General features: G+C 56.2%; 18 protein-coding genes and 2 pseudogenes. 9 read left to right on the top strand and 11 right to left on the bottom strand.

Going from position 1 to position 18,428, the window contains the following annotated elements; all coding sequences use genetic code 11:
* Positions 1-666: a GNAT family N-acetyltransferase gene (locus QE385_RS19785; RefSeq protein ID WP_307105226.1), complete on the top strand. Its 666-nt coding sequence runs from the start codon at positions 1-3 to the stop codon at positions 664-666.
* On the opposite strand, the gene QE385_RS19780 is transcribed toward QE385_RS19785, so the two are convergent.
* Positions 626-2,863, bottom strand: a complete 2,238-nt coding sequence (locus tag QE385_RS19780) for a GSCFA domain-containing protein (RefSeq protein WP_307105224.1) — start codon at positions 2,861-2,863, stop codon at positions 626-628. The two genes, QE385_RS19785 and QE385_RS19780, sit on opposite strands and share 41 nt — an antisense overlap.
* Positions 2,864-2,883: 20 nt before the next feature.
* On the opposite strand from QE385_RS19780, the gene QE385_RS19775 reads away from it, so the two are divergent.
* Positions 2,884-3,891: a hypothetical protein gene (locus QE385_RS19775; RefSeq protein WP_307105222.1), complete on the top strand. Its 1,008-nt coding sequence runs from the start codon at positions 2,884-2,886 to the stop codon at positions 3,889-3,891.
* Here the strand turns inward: QE385_RS19775 and QE385_RS19770 are convergent.
* The 6 genes from QE385_RS19770 to QE385_RS19745 all read right to left on the bottom strand — a co-directional run bounded on the left by QE385_RS19770 (position 3,881) and on the right by QE385_RS19745 (position 10,115).
* Positions 3,881-4,954 carry an HAD family hydrolase gene (locus QE385_RS19770; RefSeq protein WP_307105220.1) on the bottom strand — a complete coding sequence of 358 codons (1,074 nt, stop codon included), beginning with the start codon at positions 4,952-4,954 and terminating at the stop codon, positions 3,881-3,883. The two genes, QE385_RS19775 and QE385_RS19770, sit on opposite strands and share 11 nt — an antisense overlap.
* Positions 4,947-6,092, bottom strand: a complete 1,146-nt coding sequence (locus QE385_RS19765) for an acyl-CoA dehydrogenase family protein (protein WP_307105218.1) — start codon at positions 6,090-6,092, stop codon at positions 4,947-4,949. The genes QE385_RS19770 and QE385_RS19765 overlap by 8 nt, the downstream gene beginning before the upstream one ends.
* Entirely contained in the window at positions 6,089-6,334 is a 246-nt protein-coding gene (locus QE385_RS19760; protein WP_307105217.1) for an acyl carrier protein, read from the bottom strand. The genes QE385_RS19765 and QE385_RS19760 overlap by 4 nt, the downstream gene beginning before the upstream one ends.
* 11 nt (positions 6,335-6,345) lie before the next feature.
* Positions 6,346-7,215 carry a 3-hydroxyacyl-CoA dehydrogenase family protein gene (locus QE385_RS19755; protein WP_307105215.1) on the bottom strand — a complete coding sequence of 290 codons (870 nt, stop codon included), beginning with the start codon at positions 7,213-7,215 and terminating at the stop codon, positions 6,346-6,348.
* 13 nt (positions 7,216-7,228) lie between these two features.
* Positions 7,229-8,461 (bottom strand): glycosyltransferase, encoded by a 1,233-nt coding sequence (locus QE385_RS19750; protein ID WP_307105213.1) that lies wholly within the window; start codon positions 8,459-8,461, stop codon positions 7,229-7,231.
* 97 nt (positions 8,462-8,558) lie between these two features.
* Positions 8,559-10,115: a B12-binding domain-containing radical SAM protein gene (locus QE385_RS19745; protein WP_307105211.1), complete on the bottom strand. Its 1,557-nt coding sequence runs from the start codon at positions 10,113-10,115 to the stop codon at positions 8,559-8,561.
* Positions 10,116-10,325: 210 nt separating this feature from the next.
* On the opposite strand from QE385_RS19745, the gene QE385_RS19740 reads away from it, so the two are divergent.
* The 4 genes from QE385_RS19740 (at position 10,326) to QE385_RS19725 (ending at position 14,184) form a co-directional block, all read left to right on the top strand.
* Positions 10,326-11,282, top strand: a complete 957-nt coding sequence (locus QE385_RS19740) for a sulfotransferase family protein (protein ID WP_307105209.1) — start codon at positions 10,326-10,328, stop codon at positions 11,280-11,282.
* A 65-nt stretch (positions 11,283-11,347) separates the two neighbouring features.
* Complete coding sequence (locus tag QE385_RS19735) at positions 11,348-12,301, top strand: fatty acid desaturase (RefSeq protein ID WP_307105207.1); 954 nt, start codon at positions 11,348-11,350, stop codon at positions 12,299-12,301.
* Positions 12,302-12,647: 346 nt separating this feature from the next.
* On the top strand, positions 12,648-12,791 hold the full coding sequence (locus tag QE385_RS19730; protein ID WP_307105205.1) for a hypothetical protein: 144 nt from the start codon (positions 12,648-12,650) through the stop codon (positions 12,789-12,791).
* A 28-nt stretch (positions 12,792-12,819) separates the two neighbouring features.
* The gene (locus tag QE385_RS19725; RefSeq protein ID WP_307105201.1) at positions 12,820-14,184 is read left to right on the top strand and encodes a hypothetical protein; all 1,365 of its coding nucleotides are present in this window, start codon (positions 12,820-12,822) and stop codon (positions 14,182-14,184) included.
* Here QE385_RS19725 and QE385_RS19720 read toward each other — a convergent pair whose 3' ends face one another.
* The 3 genes and pseudogenes from QE385_RS19720 to QE385_RS19710 form a co-directional block, all read right to left on the bottom strand.
* The gene (locus QE385_RS19720) at positions 14,185-15,012 is read right to left on the bottom strand and encodes a transposase (protein WP_307105244.1); all 828 of its coding nucleotides are present in this window, start codon (positions 15,010-15,012) and stop codon (positions 14,185-14,187) included. It abuts the gene before it with no gap.
* Positions 15,012-15,191, bottom strand: a complete 180-nt coding sequence (locus QE385_RS19715; RefSeq protein ID WP_307105248.1) for a hypothetical protein — start codon at positions 15,189-15,191, stop codon at positions 15,012-15,014. The genes QE385_RS19720 and QE385_RS19715 overlap by 1 nt, the downstream gene beginning before the upstream one ends.
* 670 nt (positions 15,192-15,861) lie before the next feature.
* Positions 15,862-16,070, bottom strand: a pseudogene (locus QE385_RS19710) (transposase); the annotation flags it as partial.
* A gap of 191 nt (positions 16,071-16,261) precedes the next feature.
* Here QE385_RS19710 and QE385_RS19705 point away from each other — a divergent pair.
* Both QE385_RS19705 and QE385_RS19930 read left to right on the top strand, forming a co-directional pair.
* The gene (locus QE385_RS19705) at positions 16,262-16,501 is read left to right on the top strand and encodes a helix-turn-helix domain-containing protein (protein ID WP_307105199.1); all 240 of its coding nucleotides are present in this window, start codon (positions 16,262-16,264) and stop codon (positions 16,499-16,501) included.
* Positions 16,502-16,646: 145 nt separating this feature from the next.
* A pseudogene (locus QE385_RS19930) lies at positions 16,647-16,811 on the top strand (hypothetical protein); the annotation flags it as partial.
* Here the strand turns inward: QE385_RS19930 and QE385_RS19700 are convergent.
* Positions 16,791-17,420: a recombinase family protein gene (locus tag QE385_RS19700; protein WP_307105197.1), complete on the bottom strand. Its 630-nt coding sequence runs from the start codon at positions 17,418-17,420 to the stop codon at positions 16,791-16,793. The pseudogene QE385_RS19930 and the gene QE385_RS19700 sit on opposite strands and share 21 nt — an antisense overlap.
* A gap of 348 nt (positions 17,421-17,768) precedes the next feature.
* Between QE385_RS19700 and QE385_RS19695 the strand changes: the two genes are divergently transcribed.
* Positions 17,769-18,407: a muramidase gene (locus QE385_RS19695; RefSeq protein WP_307105194.1), complete on the top strand. Its 639-nt coding sequence runs from the start codon at positions 17,769-17,771 to the stop codon at positions 18,405-18,407.
* Positions 18,408-18,428 lie beyond the last annotated feature (21 nt).

Genomic DNA, 18,428 nt, shown 5'->3' with positions numbered 1-18,428 from the left:
TTGCCGAGCGACTTTACTGGCTGGCCCTTTCCGCGACCGAAGGTGCTAGACGGCGCAACGCTGACGTTGGAGCCACTCGAGCCTAGTCACCGTAATCAATTGCGTGAGGCGGCGGCGATAGACCCGTCAATCTGGACCTACTTCCCCAAGCAGTTCAACGGCGCCGGTGACAACTTCGACCCGTGGTTCGATGCTAGCTTGCGACGGAGCGAAGCTGCCGAACATTATCCCTTCGCCGTAAGGCGTAAAGCAGACGCGAAAATCATCGGCACTACACGGTACTACGACATGGCGGCGATTCATCGTCGGCTGGCGATCGGATCTACCTGGTACGTCCCCGAGGCCCGTGGCAGCCTCGTCAATTTCGAAGTGCGGTTATTGACATTGATGCACGCCTTCGAGGTGTGGAGCGTAAACCGAGTCGAACTGATAACCGACCCCCGCAATCTAAGTTCGCGGGCGGCAATGAAACTGCTAGGTGCCAAGCAGGAAGGAATTATCCGTAATCATTTAATTTATGAAGATGGCCGGGTGAGAGATTCAATTCTGTTTAGCATTGTTTGTAACGAGTGGATCAATGTTCGCCAGCGCTTGGTCAATAGACTAGACGGATACCCACCAATTGCTAAGCCGTTTCGCCCCAAAGGTTCCGGCGTTCGCGAATGAGTATGGCTTCGCCATTGGCCTTCACATCTGATAGCGAAGAACATCCCAGAAGTTGCAGGGTGTTGACGATCTCAGCGCGCAGGAGCGAGATCGCGTTGGTAACGCCTCGTTGCCCGCCGATTGCTAGCGCCCACAACGTTGCACGGCCGAACAGCACCGCGTCCGCCCCGAGCGCTAGCGCTTTAACGACGTCGGTGCCGCGCCTGAATCCTCCGTCGACCAAGATCGGCACGCGTCCGCCCACAGCCCGCACGATGAAAGGCAGGGCAGCGATCGTTGAAATCGTTCCGTCGAGCTGACGGCCCCCGTGATTTGAAACTATGATCGCCGTCACACCGGCCTCTAGCGCATAGGCGGCATCAGCCGGGTTCACGATACCTTTGATTATTACCGGCAATCGGCTCATCTCAACGATCGCGCGAACTTCTTGCCAAGTTGCCGAAGGATCGGGTCGGGCGCCTGGAAACGAATGGATAGGATTATTGTAATCGACTGCCTGACCTTTGGTAAAGTTACCGGCGGTAATTGATGTCGGTAGCGTGAAGCCGTTGGTTAGATTGCGATCACGCCGCCCCATCGCCGCGCATCCAGCGCTCAAAACGATGGCTTGGAAACCCGCTTGCTCGGCACGGCGAATCAAGCTTTCAGTCAGCGTCCGATCTTCCAACAGATAAGTTTGCAACCATAGCGAGCGCTTCCCTCGCGCGCTGGCAAGTTCTTCGATACTGCGGCTCGACAACATGCTGACGACCATCGGAATGCCTGCTTCCCCCGCCGCCGCAGCTGTCGCCGCTTCGCCTTCGGGGCAGACTAACTCGTGAAATGCCGAAGGGCTGAGGCCGACAGGGAGCGAAAATTCGCCGAGCGCTCCTTGCCAACGGATGTCGACCGCCGACACATTGCGGAAAGCGAACGGCGCGAAGCGGATCGCATCTATGTCCCTGCTGTTCGACGCGCATGTAATTTCGTCGCCTGCACCGCCGTCGATGTAATCGAACAACTTTGGATCGAGCAGTTCCTTCGCTTGGCGCTTAAAATCCTCAATCTTAATGACACCGGTCTTCGCCGGATCTTGAGTGACTGATGGCGGGCCATCGCCCTCCGCATTTTGCAGAGGCCGTCCCTGATCGCGGCCAATCTTCCGCCAGTGCTCATATCCTGATGCCAACTCACCACGACGCAATTGGTCGACAACGTCGGGGTTGGCGGCCAGGTATGACCGCTCGGAGAATTCGGGGGTGGCGACTTCGGAGTCCAGATACGCGGTCAAGAACGTCCGGACGACCTGACCGACAATTTCATCTGACACGTGCCGGCAATCGGCTTCGTAGGCCTGACCGCGCGGGGACATCGCCACCATGTCGTAACTCGGGAAGTAGTCTACATCGTCATGCGTTCGCGCGAACATCTCCGCAGCTACGCGGAGCGTAGCCTTGGAATTCATGTTCGCCACGATGATGTCGCTCCCAGAAAATGTCTCCGACATTGGCACGGGCGATACCGAGATGATCATTCTTGCTTGACTGTTATGACACAAAACCAACCGCCTTACTTTCTCCAATTCGGCAATATTGTCGACGACATCAGTAACACACAGTTCGTAACGCCCCGGATCGCGACGAACACTAGCAAAGCTAGGCGCGGCATTGAGATGCCGGCCAGACAAATTATCGAACCACACCTCGATAAGACCCAGCGTTAGGACAACCAACGAAGCATTACGCAGCCGCGCGAAATAGTCCCGCATCAGATAATCACGGCGCTCGATAGCGCGCGCGAGTGAAACCGGCGCGACGAACGGCGAGAGTTGCAGGTCGAGCCACCCCCCATTATGATGCTCGAAATAGGATTCATCGAGTGTCGGAGGCTCGAGCGACCATTCAAGTTCGTTGCGAACTGAATGCACTGTGAACTTGTTGACGAAGCCATTTACGCGGTTGGGCCATTCCTCAGGCGGACTGACGATCCCACGGCTGAGCACGTCAATTCCGTAGGGAAGGAGATGCTCCTCGATATTGCGCGCAAAGCACGATCCGAGACAGAATACCGCATCGTCAGCTGACATCGAAAACTTAGGCGTAATTGTGGCTTCAACGAACGGCTTAGCAAACCGATCGATCTGCCGTTTCCACCGCGCATTTGGCGCCCGTGCCGCCGCCTCCCAAGCTGCCGTCCCTGATATCGACCTAACTGTCATCGCGTGTTCCTCGTTATGCAATGCTGATAATCGTGCCGCCTGCAACTTTGGTTCGACAATTTTATTCGTTCATCATCGACAAGGCGATGGACTTGGTGGCAAATAAGGCAATGACGGTTGATGGCCAAACTATCGCGAAATCCGCTTTTAAGCGGCTGTTCGTTGACGATTGTGAGATCACGGCCGCGGGAGCTGACTGCGCATTCTTCGAGATGTCCGGAGAACGTGCGGCTCCGCCCATCTTGGAGCGGATTAGCGCAGCGCTTGCGGTTGGCGATCCGCTGTCGCTTGTCCGCGTGGGAAACGGCGAGGGTAACGCGATCGCTTTGATAGAGGGCAGACCTTCTCCGACTCTCTTCGACGGCTTCGATTTTGAGTTCGGCAGCCAGAACGGCTGCTCGATTGCGCCTGACCTCGCTGTACCCTTCTCGCGCCTCGTGTTCGATGCCATTATTGCTGCCGATATCCAGGGGTACCGGATCGGCCGCTTCGATGAACGAGCAGTTGCCTGCGAATGCCTCGTTAGCGGCAAGACCTCGCCAGCGCTGGGTATAACCTACGCCCGTTCGCTGTTTGCGAGGCAAGTTCGATCGGGCAACTCTGGCTCGAAATGGTTCACGAACGCTTGGATTCACTTCGATCTGATGCAGCGCTTCGACGAATTGATCGCGAATGCAGCGAAAGTGGTAATCATTTCGGGACGAGGCGAACTCGCTCCCCGGTTTAAGGATCGCCTTGGTTCGCGCTTGGCGTGGTTTGCCTCGGTTCCAGTCCAAGGCTTCGCCCCGCCATCGCTCGCAGCTTCGCACTACGCAATGTTTCCCAGCGTGCGAGACAGACTCAGACGAGCAGACCTGCGCGGCACGCTCGTGTTGGTAGGGGCGGGATTGTTTGGAAAGGTTTATTGTAACGATGCCCGCAAAGCGGGGGGGGTCGCGATCGATATGGGTAGTGCGTTCGATCTCATGGCGGGATTTGCGACACGACCTGTGCACAAGCAGTTCGACCTCTCGTCGATTAATTGGTGATGGCGAAGCCAGACTCGTCGGGGAATGCACGCAGCTGATCCACGACTGTCATGTAGATGGGGATTGGCGGCATACGTTTGTAATCGTGCTCAAGCTTCAACACGCCTCCCGCTTCTTCGCCGACTTGGCGAAATCCCGCGAACTTGTAGGTAACGAGCATTGGTTGATTGCGCCCAGTAGGAACAAAATCGGCGCGCAAGGTTACCCCCCGTAATCGCGCAAAGCGCAGTACGTATCCTAGTAGTACCGATCCGACTCCACGCGATAGTACCCGGCATGACATGATGAATAACTGGATGGTCCAGGCTTTTCCACTCGTTTCTATAAGTGACAAGCCGATCGTTCCACTGCTGCCAAAACGATCGCTGAGCTCGGCAACTAGGACGATATGATAGGGCGAGGCGCAAAGTGTTTCCAACTCTTCGATTGAATAAGTCCGTCCACCGGTATTGAGCTGGTTGGTTCTCAGCGTGAGTTCGTACGCGCGCGCAAGATCTTGCGGGCTGGCGCGGCGGACAGTCAAGCGCATATCAAGGGACGCAAGAAACCGATCCCGCGCGCCTTCGAATGACTCTTCGGCGGCCTTCCGCGCTCCATCTGCCTGATACATCGACCGTCTATTACTCGAGTCGACGGTGACGAACCTGGGATTAAACTCGGGCAACGTGAGAATACCTGGGAGTTCAACGGCATCGTAGACACTGACCTCGGGCAGCATGAAGCTGATCTCTGCGCGTTCGGCGGGTTGATCGTCAATAAAAGCAAACGTATTGAGGCCGAGGCCAAGCTTTTCTGCGATTATTGCGATGGACTTTGCCTTGCTTTGCCAGCTGATCTGCGGGTGTAGAAAGTAGTCCGCGATACCTAGGCATTCCAGGCGCCGCCAAGCAACCGCGTGATCATTCTTGCTCGCGACCGACTGTAGAATCCCACGACGGTCGAGATTCCGCACAACCCGTTCGGCTTCAGGCAATAGACACTCGCCGCCGCCTTCCAGCAAGGTGCCCTGCCACAACGTGTTATCCAAGTCCCAAACAAGGCATTTAATGTCCGCCCTAGTCATGGAGCCATGGCCTTTGCAGCGCGTAAGATGCGAGCGAAACCTGGTGAATTTCGCGCGTACCCTCAATGATTCCCGCGACCGTTGCATCGCGAAGGTATCGCGAAACTGGAAAATCGGGTGAGCAGCCGTTGGCGCCGAGGAGCGCAACGGCATCGTTCGCGACCTTGATCGCCGCCGTAGCATTGTAATATTTTGTGAGTGCTGTCTCGGCCGCCGCCCGTGGATTCTTGGTTGCACGAAGCGCAGCAACACGTTCACAGAGCGCCCGAGCGCTGGTCACCGCAACCAGCCCATCGGTCAGTATGCGGCGTACTAACTGATGCTGTGCAATTGGCCCGCCGCCCTGATGCCGCTGCGTTGTATAGTCGGCGCAAGCATCGAGACACGCCCTGATCGTTCCGACTGATCCGCAAGCGACTGAAAAGCGGCCGTGGTCGAGCGCTGTATTAGCAACGAAGCGTATGCCTGCACCTACCGTGCCAATGCGGTTCGCTACCGAAACCCGTACATCTTTGAAGCGCAGCGTCGCAATCTCGCTCCCGCGAGTGCCGAAGACGTCGACCGTGCGCTCTATTTCGAATCCTGGGCTGTCACGCTCCACGATGAGCGCCAAAGGTTTGCCGTCGCACATCGCAAAGGTGAGGAAGCGGTCGGCGATCGCGCCGAAACTGCACCAGACTTTCTCACCGGCAAGAATATACGCATCGCCTGCCTCGACTACTCTCGCCTTGATTGCGTTGGCGTCGCTGCCAGCGCTCGGTTCCGTCAGGGCGAAGGCTATGATCGAAGTGCCGTTCGCTAAGGCGGGCAGGAATCGCGCCCGCTGTTCTTCGGTGCCGTGCTTGAGCAATGCTTGAGCCGACATATTGTGGACCGTGAGCAACGTCCGCGCGGAGGCGCAGCCCCAACCGAACTCCTCGACTACGCGGGCATATTCCCTTGGTCCGATCCCGCCGCCACCCCACTGCACCGGCAGCGCGATACCGAGCCAGCCTTCACTACCAATTAAGCGACTGAGGGCTTCGGGAAAGCATTGATCACGATCGATTTTCCGGGCTTCCGGCTCGACGTGTTCTTTGACAAAGCGTCTTGCCCGATCGGCAACCTCGTTGAAAGCAGAACTAACGACTTCGTTCATCTCTCAACGCTCGGGATAATCTTGCTATTAACAAATCTGTCAAGCGCAGCAATAGAGCAGAAGTTATCAATATCGAGATCGTCTCCATCCACCTCCAAACCAAACTCCTGCTCGACAAAACTAACCAGCTGTAGGCCAAAAAGTGAATCGACCAATCCAAGCTCAAAAATGTCTTCGTCATCATCCAGAAGCTGCATTACCACCCCTTCTATGTAGCTTTTGATCCTTTCGCGAGTGTTCATCGGCACACCTTTCAAGCCCTTACCTTGTATTCGAAGAAGCCGATCCCTGACTTGCGACCAAGTATACCTGCAGCAACCATTTCGGCTAGCAGTGGGTTAGGAGCAAAGCGGGATTCGCTTGTGTATTGCTGAAGCACTTCGAGCGACCGCTTTATCGTGTCGAGTCCGATGAGGTCGGCGGTGGCCAACGGCCCCATCTTATGGGCGAAGCAACCGACGAAAATTCGATCAATATCTGCTGCGCTCGCCACGCCTTCATGGACCAAAGCGATTGCTTCGTTGATCGTCAGCATGAGCACCCGGTTGGTGACAAAGCCAGGGCTGTCATTAACGACGATCGCATCCTTGCCGATTTCCGCAAGAAAGGCGCGAGCAGTCCTTACCGTATCCTCGCTGGTATCGGAACTGCGGATCACCTCGACAATGGCTTTCTGGGGGACCGGGTTCATGAAATGCATGCCTATTAAGCGTGAACGGCAGGTGAGGTAGGCGGCCAAGCTGCCAATCGGTATTGCTGAGGTATTCGCCGCGATAACACAATCGATGCCTACTAATCTATCTAGTGCACGATAGACCTTACTCTTTATTACAAGGTCCTCTGTTACATTTTCAACGATAAACTTAGCAGATGCAAGTAACGTTAAGTCTCTGGTAAACGTTATCCGGCCGACCGTTTCATATATTCCAAGACTCGGTCTGATACGGTTCATCATCGCGGCAAGCTTAAGCGAACGGGTTATCCGAGTTTTTGCCTCACCGAGAGCACACTCGTCAATGTCAACGAGCGTAACTGCGTGGCCAGTTTCAGCCAGCACCTGCGCCAGGCCTTGCCCCATCAAGCCAGCACCAACGACGCCAACGGTCGGGAATTTTAGGTCCATAACATGGGGCTTCCTAACTTCGAGCATTTGAGGACGCTGGCAACAAAGCCAAATCGCTCATTGCAATGTTTGCTATTACCTCGGCCCCGCTCATGTCTATCTCGCCACGGCGGTCACGGGTTGGCTTCGATCTCCCGGCTAAACTTTTCGCGAACTCTCCAGGGAGCTCGGCAACGGTCGACGCGACGCGAATGTCGATAAACTCGGACAGCTTACGTGCATGCTTAATTTGCTCATCAAGCTCGCTGCGACGCAACGGCACGCAGATCAACGCTGCATCGCCCTGAATCGTCTCAAGAATCGAATTATAGCCGCCTGCCGTTATTACAATGTCAGCAGCAGCATGAAGCATCGACATGTCATTCGCTGTACGATGGATTCGTACGCGCGATCCATATTTCGCCGCCAGCTCCCGGTTATCTAGTCGGAGGTTTGACCGGGGCCCAATCACGATGTCGAATGCGAATTTCGGATAGTCTTTCACCAACGCGACCGATGCGCGAATCGTCTCCTCGCCGGTCTGGCCACCTCCCGCCGAGGCTACGACCCAGACATCGTTGCCATGCAGCCCCCTCGCCGCACGTCGCTCAGCGATCGCGCATCCCGAAATCGGCCGGGCGACGTAACCGGTTTCGACGATCTTCGCACGAACTTCGGCGGGCAAATCGCGGCCTTCGCCGAATTGCACAATCCTGCGATCGGCGGCAACGAAAATCCGGTCGTACTTCATCGCCAGCGCAGCGCCAGCCCTTCCGCCAAAGATCAGCGCGTCGAGATCTTCGGTTTCGTTGAGCACACCGCGGGTCACTAGGTATTTTAGGCCGGGCGCCCCCTCGATGACGTCGGCGAGTTCGTCTCGTGCACCCAGCGGCAGATGGTCAACGAATATCACGTCGGGCCGGAAAGCGTTCATGATGCCTGCGATCATGGTGCGCCGGATCGATACCGCTTCCTTGACGCTCACTTCTAGAAACGGCTTGCGAGACCAGTAGCGCGCCCTCTCCTCAATCAACCCGTCCCAAGCTGGAAGATGGACGTACTCGCACGTCTCGGGCACGAACCATGTTGCCGCATCGCGATGACCGGTCACGATCAGACAGGAGAACGGTCCCTGCATCCGCTCGGCGATCCGGCACAACCGGCGCAGGTGGCCAAGCCCGACACCACCGTCGAAAACGAAGAAGATCGCCCGTCTCTGGGCAATTTTCGTCGACTGCGGCGAAGAGCCGTCACGTTCTAGTTTCATGGGCAGCTACTCGTTGTGCAATACAATGCGACGTCGCCGCGCACGTAGACTGGTGCGCGATTTCACTCTCACAATACTGCACCATTTGTCGATCCTTTCACACCTCTGGAATCATACTGCGCTTTCGATTAACATATTCACTGCGATTCACGAGTAACCACGCAAGCTGCCGCAAATGTTCCAACGTCGACGGATCTATTTTCATGTTGCGCATGATGGACTTAGTCCATCGCATCTGGTCTGGATTGATTTCACGATCGATGTGGCCGTCCCGTACTGCGATTTCGTATAATTCCGACCCGGGAAAAGGCACAACCGCGAAAAATAGGGCGTAGTCTAGTCCCTCCTCGACATTCCGCTTGGCCATGGTGATGGTGTCAAACACCTCCTCGATTGACTCGTCCGGATATCCAATCATGTAATTCCCAGACACGCTGATGCCATGATCGTTAAACGTTCTGATGAGATCTGCGGTATTGGTGTCCGCAATCCTCCACTTCGACGACGCATATTTATTAACAAGACGTTGCGATGCCGACTCAAACGGTAGTGCCAGGGACTTGAATCCCGCCTCAGCCAGTACTTCGATTAATTCGGTATCTACTTGAAGTTTATCGGTTCCTTGCTTGCCTCGATGTAAATGGCATATGTTTATACCGTTTACGTCAAGCAGCTTGAGTCCTAGGTCGCGCACCATGCGAAATATCTCAATCGCGCGGCGCTTCTTCATGAAAAGGCTGTCGTCTTCAATGAAGACGTATTCTACGCCCATGTCCTTAAGCGTCTGAAATTCTCTAAAAACTCGCTCGACCGACTTCATCCGAAAAGCGCCGATATTCCCGTAGTCAGACCCAGCCTGCTCCTTCGAAATGTGACAGTAAGCGCACCGGAAGGGGCATCCACGTGAAGTCTGCAGTGATGCGTAGCGGATCGTCTGACCTTCGGGGAAATTGCCGCCGTGGGGACGAGAAATTGCCCAGTATTGCTGCATCGGCAAAAGGTCCCACGCAGGCATCGGCAACCCATCCAGGTCCTTAATGGCTGGCGCCATCGCAGTCTTTCGCTCGTGACCATCTTCGTCGAGAAAGGCGATTCCAGGTATTGTTGCCAGCGATCCTTGTCCTTGCAACACCCGGCCGAGTTGCGTCACTGTAACCTCTGCCTCTGACATTGCGATCATGTCGACCCCTGCAGCAAAGAATCTGCCGCGCAGGTTGCGTGCGTTGACACCTCCCGCAATGACAAGCTTGTCAGGGAAACAGGCGCGAATTTGCGACACCAGCTCGAGGCATGGCGTCGTTTGCGGCGTGAAAATCGACGAAAGCCCAACGACGTCGTACTTTTCAACGATTTTAAGGATGCTTTCGGCGGCTAGGCCAACGCGGAGCAGCCCGTTGTCCTGCTCCACGACGTTGTGGAAGCTCTCCTTAAGCGGCGATCTATCAAAACCGACGGTACAGTCGAGAATATCGACATTAAACCCCGCCTCTCTCAGCGCCGCGGCGAGGTAGGCCAGGCTCAGCGACCCGTCGGGCTTGACGACCTCACCATGCGAGAACTGCAAAGGGGGATATAGAAGAAGGAAGCGCGGCGACGCGCACTTCGCCGCTGCAATTTTCTGTTCGACAGCGACGGTCCGGGCGGAATGCAACATTCCCTCATCCTTTTTTACATGGCGAAGATGCTTTTGTATAATTGTTCTGTCAACCACCGTAATTGTCTTGGCATGTCGGCGATTCTAGGCGATATTGAAAGCGCGAATCCCGTTTTGTTCTTCTTATCATTCTTGTCATATTGGTGGCCTACGACAAGTAAACGATAGAATTAGAACGGAAATGCGCTACCTTTGTAGTTGGAGGATGCCATGACATCGGCGCGCCCCAAGACTGATGGTACTCACGGATTCACGCAACCCAGCGATGAACGCGTCAGAGCCGAACCGGCGGTTGCTCGCATACAAGCGCGCAAACCGATTGTTCTTGTCCTAGGTATGGCTCGGAGCGGGACATCTGCCACTGCACGGGTACTCGCCGAATGCGGCGCAAGATTGCCAAAGAATGTGCTGCCGGCCAACCGCCACAACCCAACCGGCTTTTGGGAGCCGACGGCGGCGGTGCGAATCAATGCACGGATCCTCGCGGCGAGCGGATCCAGTTTCTTTGATACAACTTTGCGCGTGGACGACATTGGGGATACTTCAATCCGAGAGCAGTTCGTTGAGGAGATCACCAATTTCCTCATCGATAGCGATGCGAACAACGACTCTTGTCCGCTTATCGTAAAGGATCCCCGCATAAGCAATCTCTTGCCAATTTGGCTCGATGCCATTGCCCTTGCCGGGCTCGACCCGCGCATCGTTATTCCCGTAAGGCCGCCAATCGAAGTCGCCATTTCACTGAATCACTGGAAGGGCGTTTCCCTGAAACATTCAGCCGAGCTCTGGCTGAAGTACAATCTCCTTGCGGAGCGGGGAACTCGACATCTTCCGCGAAAATTCGTGGCCTATCGACGCTTGTTGGAGGACTGGCGAGCAGAATTGGTGTCCATTGAAGCAGTTTTAGGCTTGGCGTTACATCCCAGCGAACAGGTTGAATCGTTTCTCGATCCCTCCCTGCGGCGCGCTAGGCCTGAGCAGAATGGCGGTGAGCTACTCAATGTGCCTTGGCTCAACGAAATCGAGCGCGAGCTTGAAAAGGCATGCGGCACGGTTGCCCCCGACCAATCTGTCCTCGACGCAGCATATCGATGGATCGGTGACGCGCAGACCGCGGGTGAGCTGCGAACGGTACGGAAGTTCGGCACCGATTTCGGAATAACGTGATTCACTTACATGACAATGCTAGATCTATGTGCTGTTGAATCATCGTCATTGGCCGGAGATATTTCATGACGATAGCCAACTCTAATTCAACGTACAAGCGCAACATTTCTACCGGTAATTTCGATGGAGTACTGCCATCGAGAGATTTTGTTCGTCGTATTTCTCGACGTAATCCAGCATTATCTACCTTTAAAGTTTGCGCCTATATTGGCTCGTTGACGTTTTTCATCTGCCTTTACCTTGCGCATTCTAATACTTGGACCGCTCTCTCGGCGATTTTTGGTTTGGGCGTGACATTAGCTCATGGTGTAGAGCTGCAGCACGAGGCGCTTCACGGAAATCTCTTTCAATCGTCGCGACTAAATCGCTTATGCGGAACGGTGCTCGGTATGCCCCTGCTCATTTCATACACGCACTATCGCTCATATCATTTACATCATCACCGGTCCGTGGGTGGGCCGGACGACGAAGAAATCGTGAACTACGCGCCCTTCATGCTAACCAATCCCGTTGCCTTCGCCGTGAGAGCGTGGAATCTACTACGCATTCCAACGTTTATGGTGACGTTTCTCAAGGCGCTTCAAAACGAGTATCCAGAAAAAATTCCGGCAAAGGAGCGCGCGACGTTCGCCCGCGAGTACCTCTTCCTCATGCTTGCGTTCGGATCGGCGGTATTTTTGTCACTGTGGTACGAAAGCACATTGGTGCTCGTCTTATGGTTAGCACCATGGCTGCTAGTGGCTGAACCGCTACACTTCTTGATCGAAATCCCCGAGCATATTGGCTGTGAGAGGATGAGCCCCTCTATCCTCCGAAACACGAGGTCATACAAGGCTAACTCGGTTTGGCGTTACCTGATTAATCACAACAACTATCATATTGAGCATCATCTTTATCCAGGCGTTCCCTCGCATCGGTTACACGTGTTGCACGATTACGTTCGCCGTGCTCGTGGGCACTGCAATGCAACCTATGGCGAATCGCTTGGTGAAGTGATCGCCACGGTTCGCCGCCTATAGCGCAGTTCGGCCAACGATCGGCAGGCATTCGGTCGACCTTAACATGGTCGAACTTTTGCGGCAGGGGGCATTCTTCGAGCCGGTCGTTTTGAGTAGGTGCGAACATTAGCACAGATACTCAATAAAATATGACATGCCCATCATCTTAAATAATAACCGTTTTTTGGCTTCCACAGATATCAAACATCCAGATAAGCCAAATATGACTTGGCAGTATTCTTTTATTGCCCTGGCCTTCCCAGCGTGACTCCCCTTCTGTTAAAAATTCATTGACATTCCCTTTTGCGCATTGCATTAGATGATTGCCCCACAATAGAGTGGAGCAACCCCTTGGAAGGAAGTTTCAATGAGCGTTGTAGTCTCAGCTGAACTTGCGCAAATGACTGAGGAAGTCACGTCGTCGAAAGTGGTCGAGCTTACCGACATCGAAATGGACGCGGTTGCCGGTGGCATGCTCGCTATGAGCAGGGAAAAGCCAAGGGCGGTCTAATCGATCGGCGCTTCGAGTTTCTCGAACGATGTTCGCGCGAGTGCCCCCGGGACCTATAATTGACGACATCAGCCAAGTTTCGAGCGCCGAAATCGGCCAAGAAACGGCTGCCCACGTCAAAGGGGCCAAGGTCGTTTGCGCGAACTATCGTGCTATTGTCCACGACTTTCCCCACTTCTTTGGCGCCTCTGCAGATCCTGCTGACAAATTTGCAGGGTGTAAGTCGTGCGAAGCGATCGGAAAGCCTTGTCCCGCCGCGATAAATCAATGGCTGGTCCGCAACGCTGCCTTTGTGTCATTACCGCAATCGCGCGGTAATGGGGTAAATACCCGTATCGATCTGGATGGCGTGACGCGCGTGGCTTACAGGCCGCCTGCCTATGGCAGGGCTTTAATCGTACCCGTCGATGGTCACTACGCCGCAGGAAGCGCTAAGTTTCTTGATTTAAAGGGGGCCGGCGTCCAATTGGGCGAGACCCCCTCGCACGAGGCCTACAAGAATGGGCTTGAGTATCTAGGCTTCGCGATCGCTGATTTCTTATACGGTTGGCTGATCGACACACTGTTTGCCCGAAGCTATCCCGGTTATCATATTGTCCCGGTCTACGCCGTACTTGATCTTGGATTTGACATCGTCGGCGGATGGCATGGTACGAGCCCAGCTGGGATGCACGTTAGGCGCGCGCATGCTCGACCGATCCCTAGCGAAAGCCTTCCGAAAGCCGGCAGCGAGCTTGAAAAGCTCGATCTTCATATCGAACTCTTGCTCCGCTCGTTCGGCCTTAGCACAACTGGGTCTGGTACATCGTTTCGCCTCGCCAATCTCGATATCGCGGGCGATGACACGCTCACGTACAAATCCATGCCTGTAGCACCTTTGATCGAACCAGAGCGCGTCATGGTCACGCGAATTGCGGAAGCGATACGAGCGAGCGGTGGCGACTGCCTCGAAATTACCAATGTGCAAATGACATCAGGCGGATCTTGGTCCCAAAAGGCTGCGCAAATATACGACTTTGGTCAAGTACGCGCTGAGCGGTGGTTTCCCAATCCTATCGCCAACGCGGTGCGCAATACGCCTCTAAATGTCGGGCGTGTAATGTCGCCAGCCGATGTCACCTTCGTCCAGCCGCACCCTGCCATCGCGGTCGACGCCGACCTCGGCAACCGAAGGTCGGTCGACGCCTTGGGTTTTCATGCCGCTACGAGTTTCCGCCAAGACGGCCCCTTTAGACAGATCGACGTCGAAACTATGCTGCGCATTGCCCGGCTCAAGATCATGCGCCGCCATTTCGACTGGGCGATACGCGGCACGCCGATGCGGCACCAGCGAGCGGCGAACTCTGCGGTGTGTGCCAATCTAACAGCGCAACGGCTACATTCGACATGGTGATTAGAGCAATTTCTGATTAGTTTGCATCGTAGCCAGTGGCTGTGAAGTAGATCGCAGCATTTCTGGGGGCAACTGTGACGCTCGTGTGAGAGCGATAGTCTGTCGCTTGCGGATCATGGCGTTGAGGATGACGAAGAGTTGCCGTGCGACGGCGATAAGGATGGTCTTTGGCGCCTTGCCTTTGGCGCGCATCCTGTCGCGCATGGAGGTGAGGACGGGAATGCGCCGTAAGGCATTGAGGACGGCGATGTAGAGGGCTTCGCCGACCTTTCGCCCTCCACCCCAGATACGTCTGGCGCCGCGCCATGTGCCACTTTGGCGGGCGTGCGGGGCGAGGCCCGCGAGCGAGGCGATCTTGCGGCGGCAGAGCGTGCCGAGTTCGAGGGGTTCACCGAGCAGCGTGGCGACGACGGTGGGTCCGATGCCGGGGACGGCGTTGAGCAGGCGGTCCTGTTCGGACAGGGCCGGATCCTGGGCGATGAAGCCTGCGATCTGTCGGTCGAGATCGGCAATCTGCTGGCCGAGCAGAGTGATCATGGATTTGATGGCTTGGGCGATTTCGGGCTGACCTGCGCTGTGGCGATGCAGCTTTTCGGCTTTGCGCATTTCGATCAAATGCCTGCGACGGCGCAGAAAATCGGCCAGGCGCATGCGCGTGGGGCTGAGCGAGATCGTAGCGGGCAGGTCGAGGGCTGCGCCCATGCGGGCAATGATACGCGCATTGACGCGGTCGGTCTTGGCGAGCGTTCCGGTGGCTCTGGCAAACTCGCGGGCCTGACGCAGATTGACCCGGAAGAAAGGATGGCCGCGTGCTGCCGGAGCAGCGATCAGATCGCCGTCACAGCCGCTGGTCGCCTCGAAACGAGGCGGATGTCGTGGTCGAGCGTGTAGAGCCAGATGGCGATGGCATCCGGTGTATTGGCGATCTGCCGGATCCGCCCTGATGGCAGCTCGCAGATGTCGATGACGGCACGCGAATGGTCGCAGCCGATGACGGCTTGTGGCATGGTATAGGCTCCTGTCTGGTCGGTCGCGAGCGCCGCCTTTTCTTACGCATGATCCCACGCCGCGCGGAGAGCCGCCATATCGTGGCGAATGCGACCTCGGCACCGTGGTCGACTAGAAGCGCCTGCAATTCGTCCAAGGTGACATCGGACGTCGCCTTGTATTCCTCCAGGATCAACCCGGCATACGCCTCGTCCCTCATCGAACGTCGATCGCCGCCCTGCTGCTGTGGCGCTGGCACCCCGTGCTGATTTGCAAGCTGCTGGCATCGGACGGCGCTGGCTGCGCTGACGCCGAATCGTACCGCGGCCTGCCGACGCGACAGACCACCCGCGATCGCCGCTACAACCCTATCTCGACGATCTACTGATAATGCTCGGCCCTACCTGCCACCTCTTACGCCAGCAGGACTTCGGAATTTGCGAATCGCGGCGATGGGAATCCCTTATGATTTAGCCCGGCAAGAAAATTTCTTTAACAGCGCAGTTGCCTTTTTAAGCGAATATCTGCGCGTTGTGCGGGAACTTCGTGAGCGCGTAGGCAGCACGACCATGCGATGAGTGGTAAGATTCGATACGGCGCTGTCCCAGTCTGGTGACGACGCGACGGACTCCCGCAACAAACCATTGAATCAGATTTGCAGTCTCGTCCGCACTCTTTTGGGGGCTTGACGTCGGCCCGGGTACGGATAGCCGCCAGCATGACGATTGAGACGTGCCCTAGTAATCCATGCCAGAAGCGGGTCTCGTGGTGGTTGAGGCCGAACTCGTTCTTGGCTGTCTTGAAACTGTCCTCGATAGCCCAGCGATGCCCTTTCACATCGGCCAAGCTTCGATGGTCGTCCCGGCCAGGCACCAAGGGGTGAAGAAGGCACGGTTACCGCCAACGCTGGCTTAGTTGCGAATGACGTGGCTTCGGGCACATGCGCGACCGCCGCTCGGTTCCGGTTGTGCATGACGCCACGCTGGTCTGGCACTGCTCGCCCAGCCGAGCGAGCTTCGACGCGAACGCGTCGCTGCTAGCCTGTTAGGTCGCCATAGTATCAAACGCAAAACCTTGATAATATAGACCCATGCAAAAGGTCATCGTAGCTGATAGCGTTAAGATCCCCGCTGCTGAGTTGTTTGGGAAGCGGCTGAAAGAGCGTCGACGGCAATTAGGACTGACCCAGACTCAGCTCGCGGAGCAGAGCGGTAGCACGGCCCCCTATGTGTCGCAGGTCGAACGAGGACAGGCCAATCCGACCTTGGAGGTAATGGCAAATTTCGCCGAGCTAGTTGGAATGGAAGTTTGGGAAATGCTCCGTACATAGCCAATATAGAGAATACAATAGCTCCGAATCCAGCTACAATCACTTCCAAATTCTGAGATAATACTGCTTGACGTAATATTTAATTGATATTTAATATAAACGGACATGCGAATTATATAATGCGATTTAATATTGGTCAACTGGCATGTCTCGGATGACAGATGTTACAATATTGCGACATCGCTTAGGTCGCCGGATTGAGGAACTGATGCTGCAATCAGGACTTTCCGTGGATCAATTGGCCGTTCGTGCCGAGTTGGCTCTCTCGCGGGTTCAACAGATTTTGCGATCAGACTCGAGTTGCGTCACTCTCCGGGAGATGAGCGCCCTCGCCGACGTTCTCGGCACCCCCCTCGCCGATCTTCTTGCGCCCGCCGCTACGCGCCGGGTCGTAACGATCGAGGAAGTTGAACAAGGTTGATCGCGCCACCCCGAGTTCGCGCGCGACATCTGTTGCCGTTGCGCCGGGGCGCTCGAGCTTCGCCCTTATGTCAGCAATGTTTTGAGGGTTCAGCAGCGGCTTGCGCCCGCGCGACGCCGTTTCAGGATGTGTTTTCAGCCCGTGCACATGGCGCTGGTGTCCAGCCAGGGCTTGGATCAGCCGATAAAGCTTGTCGTCAAGCGCGGATTCGATGACGATCCCTGCCGAAACGATTTCGAAAGCGATGCCAGCCCGAAGCATTCTGCCGATGATCCGGATCAGCGTCGAGGTCGAGAGCGTGATGCAAGACAGGTCATAGACGAGGACACGATCGCCAGCTTCCAGCCGCGCGCCACTACGCGCGAGCAGGTCGCTCAATTTGTTCAGGCTCTGGCGGCCTGCGACCACAATTAGGGCCTCAGGCGACATAGAAGCCCGTTGGCGATCAATTGTTGGCGATCCTTGGCATTCCGCGAGGAACGCCACGACTTTGCCCACCCCCTACCCTCTCTCGATGACCGACATTCAGGTACGCACCGCATTGCGAGACCGTGGAAGTTTCTAACGCATGTGCGGGGTCCGAGCAACACGGTGAACCGATCGCGGCTGCCATACTTGCCACCGGTGCCGCAGTACCGACCCAAAACGAAGGTTGCCACAACCGTCATTTTTGTCTAATGGTTTATGTGGACTGTAGTGAGCGGGTGAGGCGTTGTGCTTCCGTCGGCATTAACAGCGAAGGTGATTCAGTTCTCCGCAGCCGGGTTGGGGCTGAGTTGTCACCCTGCCCCCCTGCCCCCTCCAATTTCAGCCCAAAGCGGAGCAGCGTCAGTCGCGCAGACTGTCATGCTGGAAGACGCGAAGGGGGCCGCACAGGACCTTCTTAGTCGGGGTGCCGATCACGGCGCCGGTCCGCTGGATATCGAAGGACGTGATTTCACACGCTATCCGGTGACACCAGCATCCCTCTTCGATGCGGGCGCCGCGGCGCACACCGGCGATAGTCGTCTAGGTCGACCGCTCATTGACCGGGCGACCGTGTCGAATGTCGCGCGGCTTGTCCGTGGCGCCTTCGGTGGCCGAGTGACCGATACCATCAGGCCGATGAACGCGGCCTATGGCGCCCGCTACAGCTGGCATAAATACGGCCAGGCGATCGACTTCGTGCCAGCGGGCGGGGTGAACGCGATCGACCACGCTCAGATCCGCGCCTTGATGGGGCAGAACGGCGTGCGGCTGATCGAATTGCTGGGTCCGGGCGACCCGGGGCACTCCGATCACTGGCACATCGCCTTCGCGCGCGCCGATCAGGTCATCGACCGCGTGTCGCCCATCGAGGGACCCGAAGACTGGTTCGTCAATGTCGCCGGCGCGGATGCGCAGGCCGTTCCTAAAGAGGCTGACCGCCGCGCTGCGCCAGCGTCAGCCCTTGCGGTCGCTGCCGAGCCGCCCCCGCAATGGGACATCTTCGCGACGGCTGAGTAGCGTGCATCCAAGGGAGGTGGG

Source organism: Sphingomonas sp. SORGH_AS_0950, from assembly GCF_030818415.1.
In the GTDB taxonomy this organism is placed as follows: Bacteria; Pseudomonadota; Alphaproteobacteria; order Sphingomonadales; family Sphingomonadaceae; genus Sphingomonas.
Note: the sequence above shows the minus strand (reverse complement) of the source record. Positions and strands in the feature narration are given on the sequence as shown.

What these genes read in the sequence shown, in the direction of transcription:
- QE385_RS19760 (WP_307105217.1), bottom strand. Translation starts at nt 6,334, where the DNA reads ATGAACACTCGCGAAAGGATCAAAAGCTACATAGAAGGGGTGGTAATG.
- QE385_RS19715 (WP_307105248.1), bottom strand. Translation starts at nt 15,191, where the DNA reads ATGCCACAAGCCGTCATCGGCTGCGACCATTCGCGTGCCGTCATCGAC.
- QE385_RS19745 (WP_307105211.1), bottom strand. Translation starts at nt 10,115, where the DNA reads ATGTTGCATTCCGCCCGGACCGTCGCTGTCGAACAGAAAATTGCAGCG.
- QE385_RS19740 (WP_307105209.1), top strand. Translation starts at nt 10,326, where the DNA reads ATGACATCGGCGCGCCCCAAGACTGATGGTACTCACGGATTCACGCAA.
- QE385_RS19765 (WP_307105218.1), bottom strand. Translation starts at nt 6,092, where the DNA reads ATGAACGAAGTCGTTAGTTCTGCTTTCAACGAGGTTGCCGATCGGGCA.
- QE385_RS19780 (WP_307105224.1), bottom strand. Translation starts at nt 2,863, where the DNA reads ATGACAGTTAGGTCGATATCAGGGACGGCAGCTTGGGAGGCGGCGGCA.
- QE385_RS19725 (WP_307105201.1), top strand. Translation starts at nt 12,820, where the DNA reads ATGTTCGCGCGAGTGCCCCCGGGACCTATAATTGACGACATCAGCCAA.
- QE385_RS19730 (WP_307105205.1), top strand. Translation starts at nt 12,648, where the DNA reads ATGAGCGTTGTAGTCTCAGCTGAACTTGCGCAAATGACTGAGGAAGTC.
- QE385_RS19755 (WP_307105215.1), bottom strand. Translation starts at nt 7,215, where the DNA reads ATGGACCTAAAATTCCCGACCGTTGGCGTCGTTGGTGCTGGCTTGATG.
- QE385_RS19750 (WP_307105213.1), bottom strand. Translation starts at nt 8,461, where the DNA reads ATGAAACTAGAACGTGACGGCTCTTCGCCGCAGTCGACGAAAATTGCC.
- QE385_RS19770 (WP_307105220.1), bottom strand. Translation starts at nt 4,954, where the DNA reads ATGACTAGGGCGGACATTAAATGCCTTGTTTGGGACTTGGATAACACG.
- QE385_RS19695 (WP_307105194.1), top strand. Translation starts at nt 17,769, where the DNA reads ATGCTGGAAGACGCGAAGGGGGCCGCACAGGACCTTCTTAGTCGGGGT.
- QE385_RS19705 (WP_307105199.1), top strand. Translation starts at nt 16,262, where the DNA reads ATGCAAAAGGTCATCGTAGCTGATAGCGTTAAGATCCCCGCTGCTGAG.
- QE385_RS19775 (WP_307105222.1), top strand. Translation starts at nt 2,884, where the DNA reads ATGCTGATAATCGTGCCGCCTGCAACTTTGGTTCGACAATTTTATTCG.
- QE385_RS19735 (WP_307105207.1), top strand. Translation starts at nt 11,348, where the DNA reads ATGACGATAGCCAACTCTAATTCAACGTACAAGCGCAACATTTCTACC.